12 protein-coding genes and 4 pseudogenes are annotated in these 19,559 nt (G+C 48.0%); 7 read left to right on the top strand and 9 right to left on the bottom strand.

From position 1 onward, the window contains the following. The first annotated feature begins 2 nt into the window (after positions 1–2). Positions 3–1,172, top strand: a complete 1,170-nt coding sequence (locus JCM16496_RS08550) for a MalY/PatB family protein (RefSeq protein ID WP_025833614.1) — start codon at positions 3–5, stop codon at positions 1,170–1,172. On the opposite strand, the gene JCM16496_RS08545 is transcribed toward JCM16496_RS08550, so the two are convergent. Next, positions 1,149–1,568: a pyridoxamine 5'-phosphate oxidase family protein gene (locus JCM16496_RS08545; RefSeq protein WP_005825395.1), complete on the bottom strand. Its 420-nt coding sequence runs from the start codon at positions 1,566–1,568 to the stop codon at positions 1,149–1,151. The genes JCM16496_RS08550 and JCM16496_RS08545 overlap by 24 nt on opposite strands. A 93-nt stretch (positions 1,569–1,661) precedes the next feature. Beyond that, positions 1,662–2,546 carry an AraC family transcriptional regulator gene (locus JCM16496_RS08540; RefSeq protein WP_005836553.1) on the bottom strand — a complete coding sequence of 295 codons (885 nt, stop codon included), beginning with the start codon at positions 2,544–2,546 and terminating at the stop codon, positions 1,662–1,664. Positions 2,547–2,699: 153 nt separating this feature from the next. Here JCM16496_RS08540 and JCM16496_RS08535 point away from each other — a divergent pair, with 153 nt between their 5' ends. Then, a complete protein-coding gene (locus tag JCM16496_RS08535) occupies positions 2,700–3,917 on the top strand; it encodes a sugar MFS transporter (RefSeq protein ID WP_025833608.1) in 1,218 nt (405 codons plus the stop codon). Here JCM16496_RS08535 and JCM16496_RS08530 read toward each other — a convergent pair. Both JCM16496_RS08530 and JCM16496_RS08525 read right to left on the bottom strand, forming a co-directional pair. Beyond that, complete coding sequence (locus JCM16496_RS08530) at positions 3,909–4,433, bottom strand: chromate transporter (protein WP_025833606.1); 525 nt, start codon at positions 4,431–4,433, stop codon at positions 3,909–3,911. The two genes, JCM16496_RS08535 and JCM16496_RS08530, sit on opposite strands and share 9 nt — an antisense overlap. Then, complete coding sequence (locus JCM16496_RS08525; RefSeq protein WP_128809510.1) at positions 4,430–4,981, bottom strand: chromate transporter; 552 nt, start codon at positions 4,979–4,981, stop codon at positions 4,430–4,432. The genes JCM16496_RS08530 and JCM16496_RS08525 overlap by 4 nt, the downstream gene beginning before the upstream one ends. 192 nt (positions 4,982–5,173) lie before the next feature. Between JCM16496_RS08525 and JCM16496_RS08520 the strand changes: the two genes are divergently transcribed. The 5 genes and pseudogenes from JCM16496_RS08520 to JCM16496_RS08500 all read left to right on the top strand — a co-directional run bounded on the left by JCM16496_RS08520 (position 5,174) and on the right by JCM16496_RS08500 (position 9,658). Then, complete coding sequence (locus tag JCM16496_RS08520; protein WP_025833602.1) at positions 5,174–5,569, top strand: hypothetical protein; 396 nt, start codon at positions 5,174–5,176, stop codon at positions 5,567–5,569. Positions 5,570–5,571: 2 nt separating this feature from the next. Further along, a pseudogene (locus JCM16496_RS08515) lies at positions 5,572–6,859 on the top strand (DUF3440 domain-containing protein). Continuing rightward, positions 6,856–7,388, top strand: a pseudogene (locus JCM16496_RS08510) (IbrB-like domain-containing protein). Before JCM16496_RS08515 ends, JCM16496_RS08510 begins: the two co-directional pseudogenes overlap by 4 nt. Positions 7,389–7,553: 165 nt before the next feature. Continuing rightward, positions 7,554–8,489 carry a UDP-glucuronic acid decarboxylase family protein gene (locus JCM16496_RS08505; protein WP_025833600.1) on the top strand — a complete coding sequence of 312 codons (936 nt, stop codon included), beginning with the start codon at positions 7,554–7,556 and terminating at the stop codon, positions 8,487–8,489. A gap of 41 nt (positions 8,490–8,530) precedes the next feature. After that, entirely contained in the window at positions 8,531–9,658 is a 1,128-nt protein-coding gene (locus JCM16496_RS08500) for an ATP-binding response regulator (protein ID WP_025833597.1), read from the top strand. A gap of 119 nt (positions 9,659–9,777) precedes the next feature. On the opposite strand, the pseudogene JCM16496_RS08495 reads toward JCM16496_RS08500, so the two are convergent. The 5 genes and pseudogenes from JCM16496_RS08495 to JCM16496_RS08475 all read right to left on the bottom strand — a co-directional run bounded on the left by JCM16496_RS08495 (position 9,778) and on the right by JCM16496_RS08475 (position 19,525). Beyond that, a pseudogene (locus JCM16496_RS08495) lies at positions 9,778–12,668 on the bottom strand (PD-(D/E)XK nuclease family protein). Between the two features lie 295 nt (positions 12,669–12,963). Next, on the bottom strand, positions 12,964–14,391 hold the full coding sequence (locus JCM16496_RS24900; protein WP_025833595.1) for a TonB family protein: 1,428 nt from the start codon (positions 14,389–14,391) through the stop codon (positions 12,964–12,966). Next, positions 14,388–15,020, bottom strand: a complete 633-nt coding sequence (locus tag JCM16496_RS08485; RefSeq protein WP_128809509.1) for a radical SAM protein — start codon at positions 15,018–15,020, stop codon at positions 14,388–14,390. Before JCM16496_RS08485 ends, JCM16496_RS24900 begins: the two co-directional genes overlap by 4 nt. A gap of 15 nt (positions 15,021–15,035) precedes the next feature. Next, positions 15,036–18,338 carry a UvrD-helicase domain-containing protein gene (locus tag JCM16496_RS08480; protein WP_025833591.1) on the bottom strand — a complete coding sequence of 1,101 codons (3,303 nt, stop codon included), beginning with the start codon at positions 18,336–18,338 and terminating at the stop codon, positions 15,036–15,038. 132 nt (positions 18,339–18,470) lie between these two features. Further along, positions 18,471–19,525: pseudogene (locus tag JCM16496_RS08475) on the bottom strand (linear amide C-N hydrolase). Positions 19,526–19,559 lie beyond the last annotated feature (34 nt).

Below are 19,559 nucleotides of genomic sequence, written 5' to 3'. Positions count from 1 at the left end.
TTATGAAATACGATTTCGATACAATCATCCCGCGTCGCGGGACGAATTCTTATAAATGGGATACTCCCGAAGAGGAGAATGTACTGCCCATGTGGGTGGCGGATATGGATTTCCGTACAGCACCCGCTATTATCGATGCCTTACAAAAGCAGGTGGCGCACGGTATTTTCGGTTATACAAAAGTACCCGAAGCCTATTATGATGCGGTCGTCCGGTGGTTCGATGACCGGCATCGCTGGCAGGTTGATTCCCGGTGGATTATCTATACGAGTGGTGTCGTGCCGGCTCTGTCAGCCATTATCAAAGCCTTGGCCATGCCGGGTGATAAAGTCATCGTTCAGACTCCTGCCTATAATTGTTTCTACTCATCTATCCGTAATGACGGATGCGAGTTGTTTGCCAATAATCTCGTTTATCAGGATGGCCGCTACGCAATCGACTTTGCCGATCTTGAAAGGAAAGCTTCCGATCCGAAAGCAAAAATCCTGCTGCTGTGCAATCCTCACAATCCGGTCGGACGGGTATGGACACCGGAAGAACTGCAGCATATCGGTGATATTTGTTTACGGAATGGGGTGTTTGTCGTGGCAGATGAGATTCATTGTGAACTGACTTACGAAGGATATGACTACACACCCTTTGCCTCCTTGTCCGAACGCTTTTTGCAAAATTCCGTCACTTGCGTTTCGCCGAGCAAGGCGTTCAACCTTGCCGGGTTGCAAATCGCCAATATCATCGCAGCCGATGAAGAGGTGCGCCGCCGTATTGACAGAGCCATTAACATCAACGAGGTATGCGACGTCAATCCGTTCGGCGTAATCGCCACAATGGCAGCTTACAACGAAGGTGGGGAATGGCTCGATGCTTTGCGGAAATATCTGCGGGGGAATTACGAATACCTCCGTTGCTTTTTCGGGGAGCGGTTACCACAATATCCCGTGCTGCCACTCGAAGGAACTTATTTGGTTTGGATAGACTGCCGTGCCTCCGGTGTTAGCTCAGATGCTGTCGCCTTACGTTTGCAAGAACAACAGCACCTGATGGTCAATTCCGGTACGATGTACGGTCCCGGTGGAGAGGGCTTTATCCGGCTGAATATCGCTTGCCCCCGGGCTCTGCTTGCTGATGGACTGGAACGGATGGCCCGTTTATTCTATCGTGAAGTCTTCTGACTTAAATCCGCTGTAATACCTACCGGAGAAGGCGGTGAACTTCAGGACACAATAATCGGGATCAGTCACTCCTTCGGGATAGTACATAGTGTCGCCTTCCTGCCATATCATTTCCTTACTGGTGCTGTCCGTCAGTATCTCCATCGTGCCGCGCAGCATTACGCCCTTGAAGAAGCGTGTGTTGCAGACGTAAAGGCATGCCCGGTTGTTTTTGAGAAATTGTGAAACGCGCATCGACGAGGTGTTCGTTGACAGGTAAATGTGTTTGATCCCTTCCCTTTTGCGGGTTTGCAACATGGCCTTGATGTTGGGAAAGCCTTCGGCATCCACCGAACCGACAAAGATGGTTTTTTCCTTGTCAATCATGTTTCCTACTGTTTTTTCTGCATCTCTCATTGTTTGTTTTTTTATGGGTTATTGTTTCAAGGGCAAAGATAGCCGGTAAGTGGAACTTTTGTACAATAAAAAAGAAGGAGGATATGTCACTTTTCACGGTTTCTCCATTTTCCGGTAGGCGAGGGGAGTATACCCTATACATTGTCGGAAACTACGTACAAAGTAGGAGACGGTTGAGAAATGGAGTTCGGAGGCTATTTCTGAAATGGGGAGATCGGTGTAGGTGAGCAGACGCTGGGCTTCGTCTGTAACCTTGTTGAGTATGTACTGCTTGGCGTTGATGTTTATGGCCGAAGAGAGGATTTCGTTCAGATAGTTGGGAGTGATGCATAGTTTATCGGCATAGAATTGTACAGAATGCTGCTCCCGGAAGTGCTCCCCAACCAATTCGAAGAATCGGCTGAGGTGGAAGCTGCTGATATCTTTATGTGGCTCCTTACCCGTCTCCGGAGGGATAGAGGTGCGGTAGGCACGGTTGAGTAGCATGAGGACTTCGTAAAGTAAGGCGCGTAATATGCCCGTATCGTGTGGGTGGAAAGAGTCGATTTCGACCTTTATGTCGTGCAGAAGTTGGAGTATTCGTGCATAGAGCCCGTTCGGCAGTTGGAGTTTGTCTACCATTTTTCCCATTCGGAAGAACGGGAGGTGCTGCACGAATAGTGGGTCTTTGAAGAAAGAGGTCAAAAAGGTATCCTCAAAAATTAGAGCATGACCGTTGCCGATACGGTCTGTGTCCCAACTGCGCACCTCACCTGGTTTGGAGAAGAATACATCACCGGGAGCTGCCAAGTGTGTCCGGTTACCGATAGTGAATTCTCCTTCTCCTTCTGTGATGAAGGTGATGTCATAGTAGGTCAGAATATGTACTTTTCCCTGGGTCAAGAATTTCCGGGTATACTGCAAATCAACGACATCTATCAGAAGTTCGCTTCCGTACTTAGTTTTGTAGAAATTGTATCGTGGGATGGCATTTTTCATGGCTTAACATTGTATGATGGCAGTAAAGTTAGAGAAAAAGCTGCTCCGTACAATAGCGAATAGGAAAATGTTGGGTAAAGACCGGGAGTTTTGTTTATCTTTGCACCCGCAATTATCAATCGCCTTGTAACGATTGCCTGGAATTATCATATTATGAAACAGAAACGAATACCATTAGTGGGCGGACAATACCTTGTGCCCTTCATTTTGATTACCTCTCTTTTCTTTTTGTGGGGATTTGCCCATGCCATTCTGAATGTACTGAACAAGCACTTTCAAGAGATACTGGATATCACGAAGACACATTCGGCCTTTATACAGATGACGATGTATATGGGATACTTCATTATGGCCATTCCTGCAGGACTTTTCATCAGTCGCTTCGGATACCGCCGGGGTGTGGTATTCGGTCTGTTGCTCTACGGTATCGGTTCGCTGCTCTTTATCCCCGGGCAGCATTATCTGTCTTTTAATCTTTTCTTGTTTGCATTGTTCGTGATAGGTTGCGGACTGACGTTTCTTGAAACTGCCGCCAATCCTTATGCCACAGAATTGGGCGCAAAGGAAACTGCTGCCAGCCGACTGAATTTCGCGCAATCCTTCAACGGTCTGGGATGTATCTGTGCACCGGTACTGGCTGGACTGCTGCTCTTCTCGAAGGATGGGCAGGCGGGCTCGGGTAATGTCGCATTGCCCTATATCTGCATGGGGATAATTGTGTTGCTGGTAGCACTGGTCTTTTCAAGAATCAAGTTGCCCGAGATTGAACATAGTGTGGAGGTGGACGAAGCTGGTAATAAGGTCGGATTGTGGTCACACCAGCTTTTTATTTTCGGGCTGATAGCCTTGTTTGCCTATGAGGTCGGCGAGATTTCCATCAACAGCTTCTTCATCAACTACGTGGTGGAGCAGAATTGGATGAATGCCCGCGAAGCTTCCGTAGTGCTTTCTTTCGGTGGACTGGGGTTATTTATGTTAGGACGTTTTGCCGGTAGCTGGATTATGGGACGTGTGCGTGCCGAGAAGATGTTGCTGGTTTGTGCTACGGGCACTGTGGTGACTACCTTGTTGGTGTTGCTGGATGTAGGCATGGTGTCGCTTGCAGCTCTGTTGTGCGGATATGCGTTTGAGGCTATTATGTTTCCCACGATTTTTGCCCTTTCCTTGCGCGGGCTGGGCAACCATACCAAGAGGGCTTCCTCTTTCCTGATGATGTCTCCCGTGGGAGGCGTGGTAGGTCCGCTGTTGATGGGACTGGTGGCAGACCATACGACGATGGTGTGGGCGTTCATCGTACCGCTGGTTGCCTATTGCGTGGTGTGGGCATATGCCCGCAAGATGGTGTCCGTCTCTACCGCTTCCTCAATATAGAAGGAAGCCTGCGACTCCGGCAAGGATTATCAGTAAGATAGGGTGGAGGTTCCACTTCCACGTCACGCCGAAAGCGGCTGCAAAGATAAGTATGCTTTTGTAATCTATGAAATTCTCCTTGTTCATCAGCAATAGGGCAGCGGCAGCTATCAATGATACGGACATGGGCAGCAGTCCCGACATTGCCGCCTTGATGTATTTGTTGTCCTTGCATTTCACGAAGAAGTAAGAGATGAGCAATACCAGGATGAACGAGGGAAAGCATACTGCAACGGTGGCCACGACAGCTCCCCACACGCTTTGAGTAACTGCATAGCCCACATAGGTGGCACTGTTGATGCCTATCGGACCAGGCGTCATCTGCGAGATGGCCACTACGTCCGTGAATTGTTGCAGGGTGAGCCAGTGATGGTGGTCCACCACTTCGTATTGGATGAGGGACAACATGGCGTAACCGCCTCCGAAACCGAACATTCCGATTTTTAGATATACCAATATCAGCTGCCAATAAATCATATCTGTAATTTTCTCAGTTTATCTTTTAACCATAATGTATAGAGCATTCCTCCTGCAATTCCTGCAAGGACAATGTATACGGGGGATAGCCCGAATTGCCAGATGAGTATGGTGGCGATGGTTGGAAGCACTAGTTGCCAATACTTCAGTTTCAGTGCCCGTGCAGCCGAAATGCAGGGTATCACAATCAGTGCGACTACTGCCGGACGGATACCGTTAAAGATGCGTATCATCACCTGGTTGTCTTGAAAATGAGCGAAGAACATGGCTATCAGCATCATGATGACAAAAGAGGGGAGGATTGTGGCAAGTGCACACACCAGGCTACCTTTTACTTTATGCAGCTTGTAGCCGACGAATATGGATATATTGACAGCAAAAACACCGGGAAGTGACTGGGTCAACGCAAACATTTCCATGAAATCTTCTTTACTCATCCATCTCTTTTTTACGATTTCCCGTTCAATGAGAGGTATCATAGCGTATCCACCACCGATAGTGAACATTCCTATCTTGGCAAAGGTCATAAAAAGCAGTAAATATTTCATTATTTCTCTTCGGGTGACTTTCTTTTGCAAAGAAACCCAAATTAATCAACATATACAAATTAGGGGGATAATATTTATTTATTAATATTTTATATTACAGAGTTATATTCTTAAATCTATTTAAAAGGAGAATATTCCGTCGTAAATAAGCTTTATCTTTAACACGTAATTACAAATAATATAAATGTAGATATGATACAGATAATGCAATTACATGGTACGGATAAAAAGCTGTATGAGCTTGTATCCCCTTTGGTTATGAGCCCGGAAGTGCTGAAACAGAACTACAATTACCCATTCCGGACATCGGAAGAGTACGAGTGGTTTGTTGCTCTGGATAATAAACATGTTGTAGGTTTTGTGCCGGTGGAGCACAAGAAGTATGAATGTGTCATCAACAACTATTATATTAAGGAAAAAAATGTTGACACGCTAAAATTGCTTCTGGAAAAGGTTCTTGAGAAGCAGGGCGAGGAGAGTAGCCTGACGGCTGTTAGCTTTGTTGAAGATAGGGATGTCTTCAGCGAACTGGGCTTTTTGGAAGACAAGGTATGGACCCGTTATGTGAAAATGAAGAAAAACAGATAATTATGGCTGCACCCAAAAATGTGTATGAACTGGCGCAAGAGCGTCTTGATGTAATTTTTAGGGAGTTTGACACGATATGCGTCTCTTTTTCGGGAGGAAAAGATAGTGGAGTGTTGCTGAATTTATGCATAGACTATATCCGCCGGAACCGGCTGAACCGTAAACTGTGTGTATTCCATATGGACTATGAGATACAGTACAGCATGACCATTGATTATGTGGACCGGGTATTGGAGGCGAATAAGGATATATTGGAGGTGTACCGTGTTTGTGTGCCTTTTCGTGTAACAACTTGTACGTCGATGTACCAGAATTACTGGCGTCCGTGGCAGGAGGATTTGGAGGACATTTGGGTAAGGAAGATGCCGAAAGGCTGCCTCACTAAGGAGACGTTTCCTTTCTACACTCCCGAAATGTGGGATTATGAGTTCCAGATGCACTTTGCCAAATGGCTGCACGAGAAGAAGGACGGAGTGCGTGCCTGCTTTCTCATAGGCATCCGTACGCAAGAGAGTTTTAACCGCTGGCGCAGCATCCATCTGAACCGGAAGTATCAGATGTACCACAATTACCGCTGGACCTCGAAGATAGGCAATGACATTTTCAATGCTTACCCCATTTATGATTGGAAGACGACGGATATCTGGACAGCCAATGGTAAATTCGGCTTTGACTATAACCATTTGTATGACCTGTATTATAAAGCCGGGGTCAATATCGAACGCCAGCGTGTGGCAAGCCCTTTTCTTTGTGAGGCACAAGAGAGCTTGAAGTTGTATCGTGTCATCGACGAATACTTGGGGAAGAATGATAGGGCGGGTCAACGGGGTGAACTTTACCGGTATTTACGGAGGGACGCGTGCTATGGGGTGGCAGACGGTCCGACTGCCCGAAGGGTATACGTGGAAGGGCTTTATGCAGTTCTTGCTTTCCACCTTGCCGGAAGAGACCCGGAGGAACTACTTGAAAAAGCTTACCGTCAGCATTGAATTCTGGCGTACAAAAGGGGGGTGTTTGGCTGACGAGACCATCCAAAAGCTGAGGGATGCAGGAGTGTCCATTGAAGTGATAAATACCACGAATTACAAGACAAACAAGAAGCCGGTGCGCATGGACTATCTGGATGATATTGACATCGCGGAATTCCGGGAAATCCCCACTTATAAGCGGATGTGCATATGTATTCTGAAGAATGACCATGCCTGCAAGTACATGGGCTTTGCCTTGAACAAGGAAGAGGCATACAAAAGAGACAAGATAATGGAACAATTCAAAAATATGATGTTATGAGCGTAGATAAAAGTCCGGTATATAATGTAAAGGCAATTCCAATAGAGAAAATACAAGCAAACGATTACAATCCGAATGTAGTGGCACCGCCCGAGATGAAGCTTCTGGAGCTTTCCATCTGGAAGATGGTTTCACCATGCCTTGTGTCTGTTACTATGATGAGGAAGAGGATAACTACATCCTGGTGGACGGTTACCATCGCTATCAGGTATTGAAGACATCCAAAAGAATTTATCAGCGCGAAAACGGGTTGCTTCCCGTGGTCGTGATTGACAAGGAACTTTCCAACCGTATGGCATCCACTATCCGTCACAATCGTGCCCGTGGTACGCATAACATCGAGTTGATGTGCCATATTGTTGCGGAATTGGACAGAGCCGGCATGTCGGATGAATGGATAATGAAGAATATTGGGATGGATCGTGACGAAGTGTTGCGTTTAAAGCAAATTTCGGGTCTGGCAGACTTGTTTGCGAATAAGAACTTCAGCATTCCGGATAAGAAAGAAGAGTATGTGGGGGAGAAATAAATGAATATTTCAGGGGCGGATTTTTTTATCGGTCTCTTTATATTCATTAACAAGTGAAATATTTCGTTGCAAACTTGCATAACTTAGTCAAATCGCCTACATTTGTCAGCATCAAAACAAACAGAATAGGTCCTATGTGCTTTAAGGCACTATAAAAAACATTACATGAAGAAAATTTTGGTTAGTGGCGGTGCTGGTTTTATAGGTTCTCATCTTTGTACCCGATTGATAAACGACGGGCATCAGGTGATTTGTCTGGATAATCTTTTCACCGGTTCGGAAGGAAATATTACTCATCTGAAGAGCAATCCCCGCTTTGAGTTTGTACAGCATGATGTGGAGACTCCTTATGAGGCAGATGTGGACGAAATCTATAATCTGGCTTGTCCTGCTTCTCCCATCCACTACCAATATGATGCTGTTAAAACCATCAAGACTTCTGTATTGGGCGCCATCAATATGCTGGAACTGGCCAAAAAAACAGGTGCCAAGATATTGCAGGCTTCTACCAGCGAAGTGTACGGTGACCCCGTTGTTCATCCCCAAGTGGAAAGTTATTGGGGAAATGTAAATCCCATCGGCCTCCGTTCTTGTTATGATGAAGGGAAGCGTTGTGCCGAGACATTGTTTATGGACTATCATCGCCAGAATGGAGTGCGGATCAAGATTATCCGTATATTCAATACGTACGGTCCTCGGATGTTGCCGAATGACGGACGGGTGGTTTCCAATTTCGTAGTTCAGGCATTGCAGAACCAGGATATTACGATATACGGTTCGGGCAATCAGACGCGGAGTTTCCAGTATGTAGATGACTTGATAGAAGGCATGGTGCGAATGATGGATACGGAGGACGATTTTATCGGTCCGGTAAACTTGGGAAATCCGAATGAATTCTCCATATTGGAATTGGCGGAAAAGGTCATCAGGCTGACGAATTCCAAGTCGAAACTGGTTTACAAGCCACTGCCTCATGACGATCCCAAACAGCGTCAGCCGAACATCACTCTGGCAAAGGAAAAGTTGGGCTGGAAACCGACTATAGAGTTGGAAGAGGGTTTACAATATATAATAGAGTATTTTAAGGAATATCGTTCCTAACTAAATAGTAATTTTGATAACGGGAAAAACAATATAGAAAGATGAACATGGAAATAAATCCTTCCGAGTACAAGATCCTCATCGTTGACGATGTGATGTCAAACGTTTTATTGTTGAAAGTGCTTTTGACAAACGAGAAATTCGCAATTGCTACTGCGAGTAACGGGCGGCAGGCGTTGGAGCAGGTGGAAAAGGAAAACCCTGACTTGGTTTTGCTTGACGTAATGATGCCGGACATGAGTGGTTTTGAAGTAGCCCAACATTTAAAGTCAAATCCGCAGACTGCTGAGATTCCGATCATCTTTCTGACTGCACTGAATAGTACGGCAGATATTGTGAAAGGTTTTCAGGTAGGAGCGAATGACTTCATCTCCAAGCCTTTCAATAAGGAGGAACTGATTATCCGTGTTACCCACCAAATATCTTTGGTAGCTGCCAAGCGGCTGATTTTGAGTAAGACGGAAGAACTGCAACGTACCATTGCCGGACGTGACAAGCTTTATTCGGTGATTGCCCATGACCTGCGCTCTCCTATGGGTTCCATAAAGATGGTGCTGAACATGCTGATACTGAACTTACCGGCTGAGAAAATAGGTATCGAAATGTACGAGCTTCTGACGATGGCCAATCAGACAACAGAGGATGTGTTCTCATTGCTGGATAACCTGTTGAAATGGACGAAGAGTCAAATCGGTAAGTTGAACGTGGTTTATCAGGATGTGGACCTCGTCGAAGTGACAGACAGTGTCATTGAGATTTTCAGTATGGTGGCAAGCCTGAAGAAGATAAGAATCCGCGAGATGAAACCGGAGAAAATGATGGTCAATGCTGATATTGATATGCTGAAGACGGTAGTCCGCAACTTGTTGAGCAATGCCATCAAGTTCAGCAAGGAGAATTCCGAAGTGCTGGTGAAGATGGAAGAAGTGGATGGCATGGCAGTTGTCAGCGTCCAGGATTATGGCTGTGGCATCAGTGAGGAAGGGCAGAAGAAGTTGTTGCATACTGATACGCATTTCAGCACGTTCGGCACGAACAACGAAGAAGGCTCGGGACTGGGCTTATTGCTGTGCAAGGATTTTGTCGTGAAGAATGGCGGTAAACTGTGGTTTACTTCCAGGGAAGGCGAAGGTTCCATATTCAGCTTCTCTATTCCGGTGGAGAAGTGATAGCGAAGAAAATAAACGGATGGTCCGTTGAAGTAAAACAGACCATCCGTCAGACTCAAATAGACCGTCTGTTACGGTCGTGCAGACCATCTGTTTCTTATAAACGGATGGTCTGTTTTTTATCTCTTACACAGACTGCGGAAATCGCAATATTCACATTTCCGGGTATCCTCTGTTTGGCTGAATGTTTCTTCTTGGCTGAATATCTCCTGCAGGAGTCCGTGCAGCCGTTCGCGGAACTCGTCTTCGAAGAAAGCGAAGTTGTTGACCGGTACCTTGGGTTGTCGTGGCGCTCCCATTTCGATGATCGGGGAGTAGCTTTCGGAAGCTGCCCGGTGGATGTAGAGCAGGGAAGGGGCTACCTTCAGCGATTGCTTGCGGCAGAGGATGGCGGCGTACAGAAACGTCTGGAAAATATAGTTGGGACGGTTGTCGGCGGGAGTAAACAGTTGTTCTATATTTTCTGGAGTCTTGGGAGTACCGCCGGTCTTGTAGTCCACGATACGTAGCGTGTCTCCTTTGCTGTCCAGGCGGTCGATGGTACCGCCTATCTGTAAGGCGAGCTTTCCTTGCGGAGTATCTATTTCCATCATTTCTCTGACGTCCTGCTCCATACCCTCCATACGGAACGGGGCATATTGCAGGTCATTGCGCAGAAGCTGGCGCAGGTAAGAGGCTATGACTTTGGAATGGATAAGCTGCGCACCGTCATACTCCGGTTGCTCCGTAAGGGGCACATGGAAAAACTTTTCTTTGAAAGCATTGTCTACATAGGCTTGCAGGCGGACATCGTCTTTCAGTAACTGTTCCAAGTCTTCTTTACGTATCTCCCGTCCGTTGGCTGTCAGTTCGTTGTACACCAGTTCGGCGGAACGGTGGAAGATGGTGCCGAAGAGGGCGGAGTCTATCTCGGCGCTTACTTCATCGGGAGCTTTCAAGCCGGCTACGTATCGGTAGTAGAATTTCAGCCGGCAGTCCAGATAGGCATTGAGGGCAGAGGGGGAGAAGAACGCTTTGGGATGTCGGTGGATGTCGTAGGCGTCGAACATCTGTTGCAACATCTCCGGTGTTTTGTGAATCTCAATTTCCCGGGCTTGCTGTGGAGATTGTCCGGCTTCAAGGTATTCAAGGGAGATGTTGTGCGGCGACTCTACCAGGAATTGCAGCATGAAGCGGGACATTTCCCCGCGGTTCAGTCCGTCCGAAGAGGTGTTATATGATAAGGTGACGTTTTCTGCCCGTTGGATGAGGCGGTAGAAGTAGTAGGCATAGACGGCATTCTTGTGCTCTATGGTGGTCATGCCGAAGGCTTTCCTCAGGTTGTAGGGGATGAAGGAGGACTCGCCTCCGGCTTTGGGCAATTGCCTTCGTTGAGGGAGAGCATGATGAGGTTGCGGAAGTCGAGGTTACGCGTTTCCAGCACACCCATTACTTGCATGCCGATGGCGGGCTCTCCGTGAAAGGGGATGTTGGCAGAGGTAAGCAGTCGGTTCAGCAGTCGCTTCAGCGTGTCTGTGCGCACGCCACTCAGTTCGCCGGTCTCTATCAGGCTGAGCAGGCGGTTGACGAGGGTGTAGCTTTTGAACAGAGACTCGCGGTACAGCTGGTTGAAGATGTCTTCCACGTCTTTTTCCTGGCGGTAGAGGACGGCCACTTCGCGAAACAGTTCGGTGAGGTAGTTGCATAGGGCGGCAATGCCGTTCTGCGGTGTAAAGACTTGTTCAAGAAATGCGTCCTGCTTCAGCTCCGAGGGAAGGGGATAGAAGCGGTTGTCCCGGGTAAGCTGTCTTTCCAGTGTTTCGGCATGGGAGGAGAGCTGCCGGGTATAAGGATGTTTCAGCAGGGTGAGCACGGTCTCGTAAGTATATCGTCCGGTACCTGCATGGTAGCCGGTAGTCTGTAGCTCTACAAGGGCGTTGATAAAGCTGTATACCGGAGTTTGGGCAAGGGGGAATCCCATTGTGATGTTGACGTTCCTTACCTCTGCCGGAATGGAGTGGAGGACGGGAAGCAGTAGGGATTCGTTGCAAAGGACAACGGCGGTGTCTTTGAATGAAGAAGGGGGGCTTAATTCTTCATTCCCCCTGATCCATTGCGGCAAGTAGCGGGCTTGTGCATTTTCGGTAGAAGCGGAGATAAAGCGTACGTTCTTGGGTTTCCGCAGTACATCAAAAGAAGTTTCGGGCAGTTGGTTGGGGAACAGCTTCAGGTTGCGGAGGATGAATTTGCCTGCTTCGTGGGTATAGGGCGGCTTCTGTTCAAGGGGGAGCCGGGTGTAGAACACGTCGTAATCCCAATAGAACATTGCTTTTCCGGCATCCTGCAAGAGCTGGAAGAAACGGGTTTCTACTTTATTCAGCACGTTGAAGCCGACAAATACGTAGCGGTCGTAGCGCAGTCGGTCGGTGTCGAGTTGTTCCATGACATTGCGGTACATCATGCCTTCGTAGGCGATGCCCAGTTCTGTGAGGTTACGGCGGTAGTGGCGGTAGATGTCGCCCAGCTTGTCCCAGAGGGAGATGAATTTGGCTTTCAGCTCCGTGCGCTTTTCTATGGAAAAGTTCTGGAAGAACTGGCGGATGGCTTCTTCTTGTTCTTGGTCGAGGAAGTCGTAATCGTCCATAATGTTCTTCAGTTCTTGCAGGTTGCTGAAGAGTTTGTCGGCATCTACAAGATTTTTGTCTACGTCATCGAAATCGCTGATGAGCAGTTCTCCCCAGAAGTAGAAGTCATCCAGAGTTTCTTCGCTGCGGGTCTCTTCGCGGAACACCTTATACAGTTCGCATACCAGGCGGATAGGGTCGCCGGACTTCAATGGAGAGAGCTGCCGGAACAGTTCGCTGATGCTGACGTAGGCGGGCGACCACAAAGGACGGTCTGTTTCGGCAGCCAGATATTCGTTGAAGAACAGACTGGCACGTTTGTTGGGGAAAACGATGGCGGTGCGCGAGAGGTCGTTTCCTATTTTAGAATAGAGGTCTTTGGCGACCAGTTGGAGAAATGTTTCCATTGATTCAGTGTTTATCATTATTCACTTGAACTTTGCAAGTTTATAGTCGAACAGAATTGGTTTGCGAAAAAATACGGAGTAACTTACTTCTCCTCTTCTGGGGAGGAGGAGTACCCGTAGGGGGAGGTGGTAGCGATACACTCTGTATTGTTTTTCATTGCTTTATGCTCCCTACCACCCCGCCCGTTGGGCACCCCTCCTCCCCGGAGGAGGGGAATTAAGATACTCGCTCTATTCGCTTTTCTTTTCGCAAATCAGTTCTGTTCTACTATAAAAGCCTGTTACCGTTAACAAGTTATTTGTATATAAGTATGTATCTTATGGGTAATACAATGCTGCTTGCAATGTTCTCTCCGCGCAGCGTGGCAGGTTTCCAACGGGGCATTTGCTTGAGTAATTTGCCGTTGATTATTTCGAGTGCTTTCTTGTCGAGGTAAGGGTCAATTCCGCGTATAATGGTTGGATATAGTAGGTTGCCTTCTTCGTCAACTGTGAATCGTACTTTGGCAAAAACGGGCAAGTCAGCCTCTCCTTGATAAATGGGTCGGTTCATTTTTATTTCTACTTTTAGAAGATTATGTAAAAATGTTTTCTTGTTTTCCGGCAGTTCGGCCACGGTTTCGTTGAGAGGAGTGATGGTGATTTCTTTGTTCTCCTCATCAGGGGTATTGTCTATTTTTAAAGTTATCCGGAACCAGCGTTCCACTCTTACCCTTTTGCCGTCCTGTACAGCCGGCTGCCATCGGGGCATCATAGACATAATTCTTTTGCATTCATTAAGCAGCAGGGTGTCTTTTATCAAATTAAAAGGGAAGATGTCATCGAAACCCACATATCCGTTTTCGCCGATGTATATGCAGCAATGTATGGTTTCTGTTGTATCAGGATAGCCGGGATACTTGATTTCGCGCTGCAAGAATTCCATAAGTTTGCCTTTACCAGGAAATTGGGGAATTGTGTCAAATACTTCTCCCTCAAAAGGTTCTTCGTCTTCAAGGATAGAAGCACCGGAAATGGGGCTCCCTTGTTCGTCCTTGATGAGGCTTTCTACAAGGATACTGTCTTGAGGGACTTGTATATCGGGTATCTTAAAGTGTATGGGGAGTGTGTATTTCATCTCTATGGCTTTGCCCCTTATCATTCCCGGCACCCATTGGGGCATGGAATTAACCACTCTTAGCGCTTCTTTATCAAATAGTGGATGGATTCCCTTCAATACTTTTGCATCGGTTACACTCCCGTCTTTTGTTATGGTAAACTGCAATATGACACTCCCTTGTATGCCTGGTTCCGGATTAGGATACCGGATGTTTTTCTCTAAAAAATGCATGAGACCCGCTATGCCTCCATTGCGAAACTCCGGCATCGTCTCTATAACGCCGGGAAGCACAAAGTCTTCTTCTTCGGAGGTGCCGGAAATTGTACTGTCTGTTGTTTGTACGATTATTGAATCTGTGGGCTGCATTTCTTGTGCTGCTGCAGACAATGGCAACATTGACAGCATTCCGGCAGATATGCCGGTCAAAGTAATCATCTTTCCCTTCATCCGCCTTTGTTCCAGCTGCTCTTCGAGATACCGCACTTCAGCTTCACATTTGGGACATGTGCCAAGACAATCGCCCATGTAGCGACACTCGGAGGTAATGTACTCGATATCGTTTGCTTCGGCAATCTGCCGGCGGATATCTTTCAAAATTCTGCAAGTCTGTTTTCCTTTACTCATTGCTTCAGTGTTTTGGAAGTGGTGTAATCAAATAAGTCGAAGTGGGAGAATCCCCGGGCCTTCAGTTGTCGCATACTCTTTTCCCGGTCTTCTTCCGTATTATAGCCCGGGATGAGAGGGATACGTATGGTCGTAGAATCTGCCCGTCCGTGTTCCTGCAGTAAACTGAGGTTACGCAGTACGTCATCGTTCACTTTTCCCGTATATCGGTGGTAAATTTCCGGATTCATATCCTTGATGTCTACAATATAGCGATTTATCACCGGCAGCAGACGCTCGGTGTGCTCCCGAGGGACATTCAACGATGTTTCTACTGTCAGCAGCCAATTCTTTCCGCACAATTGTCGGAAATTGCCGATGAACTCACTCCGCAGACAAGGCTCTCCACCTCCGAAGGTGACACCTCCTCGGGTGGCAAGAAAATAGAGTTCGTCTACCTTTGTCTTGTGGTAGAGTGTAGTGCAGTCGTATTGCTCCCAGTCTCTTTCATTCTCCAGACATTGCGGGTTCAGGCAATAACGGCATCGCAGCGGACAGCCGTGAAAAGCAACCAGAGTGGTCACGCCTTCTCCATCCGTCTTCAGCCGGTGACGGCAAATGCCGATGACGGGTGCGCTGTATTTTCTCATCCCTGCACTCATACGCTATATTCTCTCTATGTTGTTCTCTTCTACATACCACAGGTATCCTTTGATTCCTTCGGACGGATATCCCATGCGGACAAGCAGCTGCATATAGTCACGCACTTGCTTGTTGTACTTCTTGTTCGGCTTTCCGAACTTGAAGTCCACCACTACGATTTCTTCGCCACGCATCATCACTCGGTCCGGACGGCGTGTCCGCAGTTCGCCGTTCTCCTGCCAGATGATGTCGCATTCATTGAACAGTTGCCATGTTCCCGAATACCAGTCCTTGACCTGGGGCAGGGAGAAAGCGCGTTTGGTGAGGTCGCGTATTTCTTCTTCCGTTTCACTCCGTCCAATCACACCTTCAAAGACGAGTTGACTGATGGCATTATCAATGTCTTCTTCCGTTTCGATGGCAGAGAATAGGGTATGCAGCAAACGTCCCCGGTTGATGAACCGTTGGCTGGATTCCGCTTCGTCCACTCCTGCGATGAAGTCTGCCGAACGGTTGGATTGGCGGAATTCGATGTCGTGGAGCATACTCTCCATGTGGACGGGCAGTTTGACCGGCTTTTGCGAAAGTCTGTTGGCAGGGTTGTCCGCGTCATGCTGTGAGACGGGGACGGGGGAAGGGCAAATCTTGCCGTTCTCGTATATGGAAGCCTCTTCGTCCCAACTGCCTGCTCCATCTTTGGCTATGCGGGGCAGGGTGCTGGCAAGGAGTTCGGACATGGTTCCCTTCTGTTCCTTCCGGCTCCAGAGGATGAGGTTCTTGCCGGCACGGGTAAAGGCTACGTACAGCAGATTCAGATTGTCCACCCACAGCTGAAGACGTTCGTGCAGATAGTCCTGCCGGTATATGGATTCCGCCATGGTGGTGGAATAGTTCACCGGTACTAAGCTGATGGCATTATAAGGCTCTTCCGGTGGGACGCACCACACCAGCTGGTTGTTGGTTTCGTTCTCCAGCTTCCAGTCGCAGAAGGGAATTAGTACGGTATGGAATTCCAGTCCTTTGGACTTGTGGATGGAGAGAATGCGTATGCCGTCCATCTCACCGCTGGGGATGGTTTTGCTGCAAAGGGTTTCGTCCCAGTAGCGGATGAAGCTGTCCAGTTCTGAAGAATTGCTTTGCAGATACTCCGTCACAGCATCGAAGAAGGAGAAGAGGTAGGCATCCTGCTTTTCAATACGGCTCATGCCGAAGATGCTGAACAGTTCTTCCAGTAACTCATACAAAGGCATCAGGCGCAGCGTTTCCCGTCGGGAGGTAAAGGCTTCGGGCAGGGGAGTGGCTGTTGTGAATCCCGGCTGCTCGTCATTTGTCATTTGTAATTTGTAATTCTCCATCAGCGCAGTCTCCGCAATCTTGTTTTCCGGATTCGACAGGCAGCGCAGGGCATCCATCAGCATGCAGATGGCAAGGGAGGCATCCAGACGGAAAGCTTCGTCGGACACGACAGAGAGATGCAGTTCTTTGTCAAAATAGTCGGCTATCGGCGGGATATTCTTGTTCTTGCGGACAAGGATGGTGATGTCATTCAGTGTTACGCCCTCTTCCAGCAGCCGTTGCACTTCTTCTCCTAAAGCGAGAAGGGTCTGCTCCGTATAGTTGTGTTCATCGTCCGGTTCAAGGAAGGTGGCTTTTACGTAGCCGTACTCCGTGCTCTTGGGCGATTCCTGCACTACGTCGGCATAAGCGCGTTTCAGGGGTAGGCAATCCTCTTTCAGTTCGTTCAGGTGTAGCGCATTGAGGTAGTCTATGGCAGCGGTAAATACCTGGTTGTTGAAACGGATAATGTTGGTTTCGCTACGCCGGTTTGTTTTCAGGGTTTCCACACGGATGGGAAAGTTGTTTAATGAAGAATGAGGAATGAAGAATGAAGAATTGCCATGCGATGATACAGCGCAGCCTGATTCTTCATTCTTCATTCTTAATTCTTCATTAAACAAGCTGTTCAGTATTCCCCAGTCCCCGTTCCGCCAGCGGTAGATGGACTGCTTCACATCTCCCACAATCAGGCTGTCGGCTCCTTGCGAAAGTCCTTCGAGCAACAGCAGACGGAAGTTGTCCCACTGCATGCGGCTGGTGTCCTGGAATTCGTCAATCATGACGTTGCGTATGTTGGCACCGATTTTCTCGAAGACGAACGAAGAGTCACCCTCGCGCACCAATTTGTGCAGCAGGGCGTTGGTGTCCGAAAGTAGAAAGCGGTTATGTTCCCGGTTCAGCGTACGTACCTCTTCGTCGATATGGTTGAGGAGTTGTAGTTTGTTGAGGTGCTGCAGCGAGAGACGGCAACTGTTCAGGGTACGGTTGCGTTGCGGACGCATTCTTTCGGCTTCCTGCAGTAGAGGCATCAGACTGGTTTCTGCCAGACGGATGATGTCATCCTTCCGTGAGGATGTTTTCGTTGCCCAGTTTTTTGCATCTGCCAGGCTGTTTTGCAGGGTGGCGTTCAGCACATCCTTGTCAGACAGTCTGCCGTCGCGCAGTTTGCGGAAGTAACTGCCGATGCCTCGGGCACCTCCTTTCAAGTCTTCGGGAGTGAGGGCATGCCCTTCCAGTTCGCCTTCAAACTGGTCGTAGAAACTTTTCATCTGTTCCAGAGCCTCGGTTTCCATATCGCGCAGCACATCCCGGTAGAGTTTCAACGTGTTCGGAGTACGAAGGCATTGCCGTAGTTTTTCGCCGCGTTCTATGTAGCTTTCATCGAAGATGTTTCGTCCGAAACTTTTCACCTCGTTCGATACGTTCCAGCGTTTGTCGTCGCGGATGCGCTCGTCGATGTAGTCCAGCAGCCATGCCAGCACGGGAGAAGTGGGGGTAAGCTTCTCGATGAGGCTGTCTACGGCATCACTCAGCACTTCACTGTTGTTCAGCTCTATGTTCAGGTTGGGACTCAGCTCCAGTTCGCGGGCAAGGTTGCGCATCACGGATTGAAAAAAGGAGTCGATGGTTTCCACGCGGAAACGGCTGTAGTCATGCAGCATGTATTGCAATGCCATGCCGGCCCGTTGACGAATCTCCCCGTCCGTCAACAACCGATTGTTTCCGTTTCTCGCCTTTTCATCTTTTATCCTTAATCCTTCATCCTTAATCCTTTCCAGATACGCTTTGGATGTGGGTTCTCCCTTCCAGATACCGTAAAGCTGTGTCAGTATGCGCTCCTTCATCTCTGCCGTAGCCTTGTTGGTGAAGGTTACGGCAAGTATCTGCCGGTAGGCGTGTGGATTGATTATCAAATGCTTGATGTATTCCACAGCCAGCGTAAAGGTCTTGCCTGAGCCGGCGGAGGCTTTGTATACTAATAATTCCATGTAATTTGCTGCATTGAGTATGTATCTGCAAACGTACATAAAAATAATGAGAAAAATAAATGCTTCCCTGCTTTCTCTTATAGAAAAAAGCGGGAAGCATCCATTATTGAGGGGCTATGTGTAGGGGCTGTGCTACATTACCGGCGTCTGGAAAAGAAATACAAATCCTTTGCTGTCTTTCAAATCCTTTATGGCATCTCCGGCATAGATTTCTCCGTTTGTCAGTGAGAGTTTCTTGATTCCTGCATTCGGGCTAAAATCGATTTTCTTCAGGTCGAGCCAGAACAAGTTAGGGGTCAGTGTGGACTCAAAATAATATACTTTGTTCTTCTGTCGGATACAGAACGCCAACGGGTGGAGGAGATATGGGGCTTGTCCGGTGTGGTGATACCGAACGGTACAGAAACATTGCGCATTACGCTCAATACACTGGGTACGGCAATCTTTGCATCCGCTGTTTGCGGAATGGCATTGATGTAGAACGATGCGCGTACAAAGCGGTCACTGGAGCGGTTGGTTCCCGGCAACATATTCAGTCCGCCTACCTCTTTCCAATAGTCGTTGATAGCCAGCTGGAGTTCATATTTGGGAGAGTTGGTCATTACTTGATACTGCTTGCCTTCATGTATCTCAAGGTTTCCGTCTATGTATTCCAGGACAGCCGTGTTTCCGGTTTCATCTGTGATGGCCAGATGCAGGGTGGAAGCGGCTCCGTTGGGCAGGTCTGGCGCATCAATGCGGAAGGATTCTTTTTTCAGTTCATCCACAGCTTCGCGTACGGTTGCAAAATTGTCGAGTACGTATTGCGTCCAGATGCTGATGCCCATAATCGGGCGGTTGTCTCCCGGGCGGTGGTAAACGGACTCCGGAAGGAAGAGCAGGCTGGCAACCAGACCTTTCTCGTTCATACCGTCGCAGGTACCTATGTCATAACCGGCGGCAATGACGCTACCGTACTTGGAAGTCCAGTTCACTGTATTCCCTTTGTTATAGCCTGCCCTTTGCATGCCTCGTGGGAATACATAGATGTTACTCATAAGGTCTTCTTTCCAGTCCATCGTACGTCCCGTAATGACTGTATTGTCAGGACCGATGTAGGTGGCTCGGGTACACGCTTCTGTTTGTTGCACACTCATGGCGGCTATGGCAGCCAGTGCAACAGCTATTGTCTTTATTGGTTTATTCATCTCGCTTTTGTCTTTATGAATTAATACTCTGTTT

This window comes from Bacteroides rodentium JCM 16496, assembly GCF_000614125.1.
In the GTDB taxonomy this organism is placed as follows: domain Bacteria; phylum Bacteroidota; class Bacteroidia; order Bacteroidales; family Bacteroidaceae; genus Bacteroides; species Bacteroides rodentium.
Note: the sequence above shows the minus strand (reverse complement) of the source record. Positions and strands in the feature narration are given on the sequence as shown.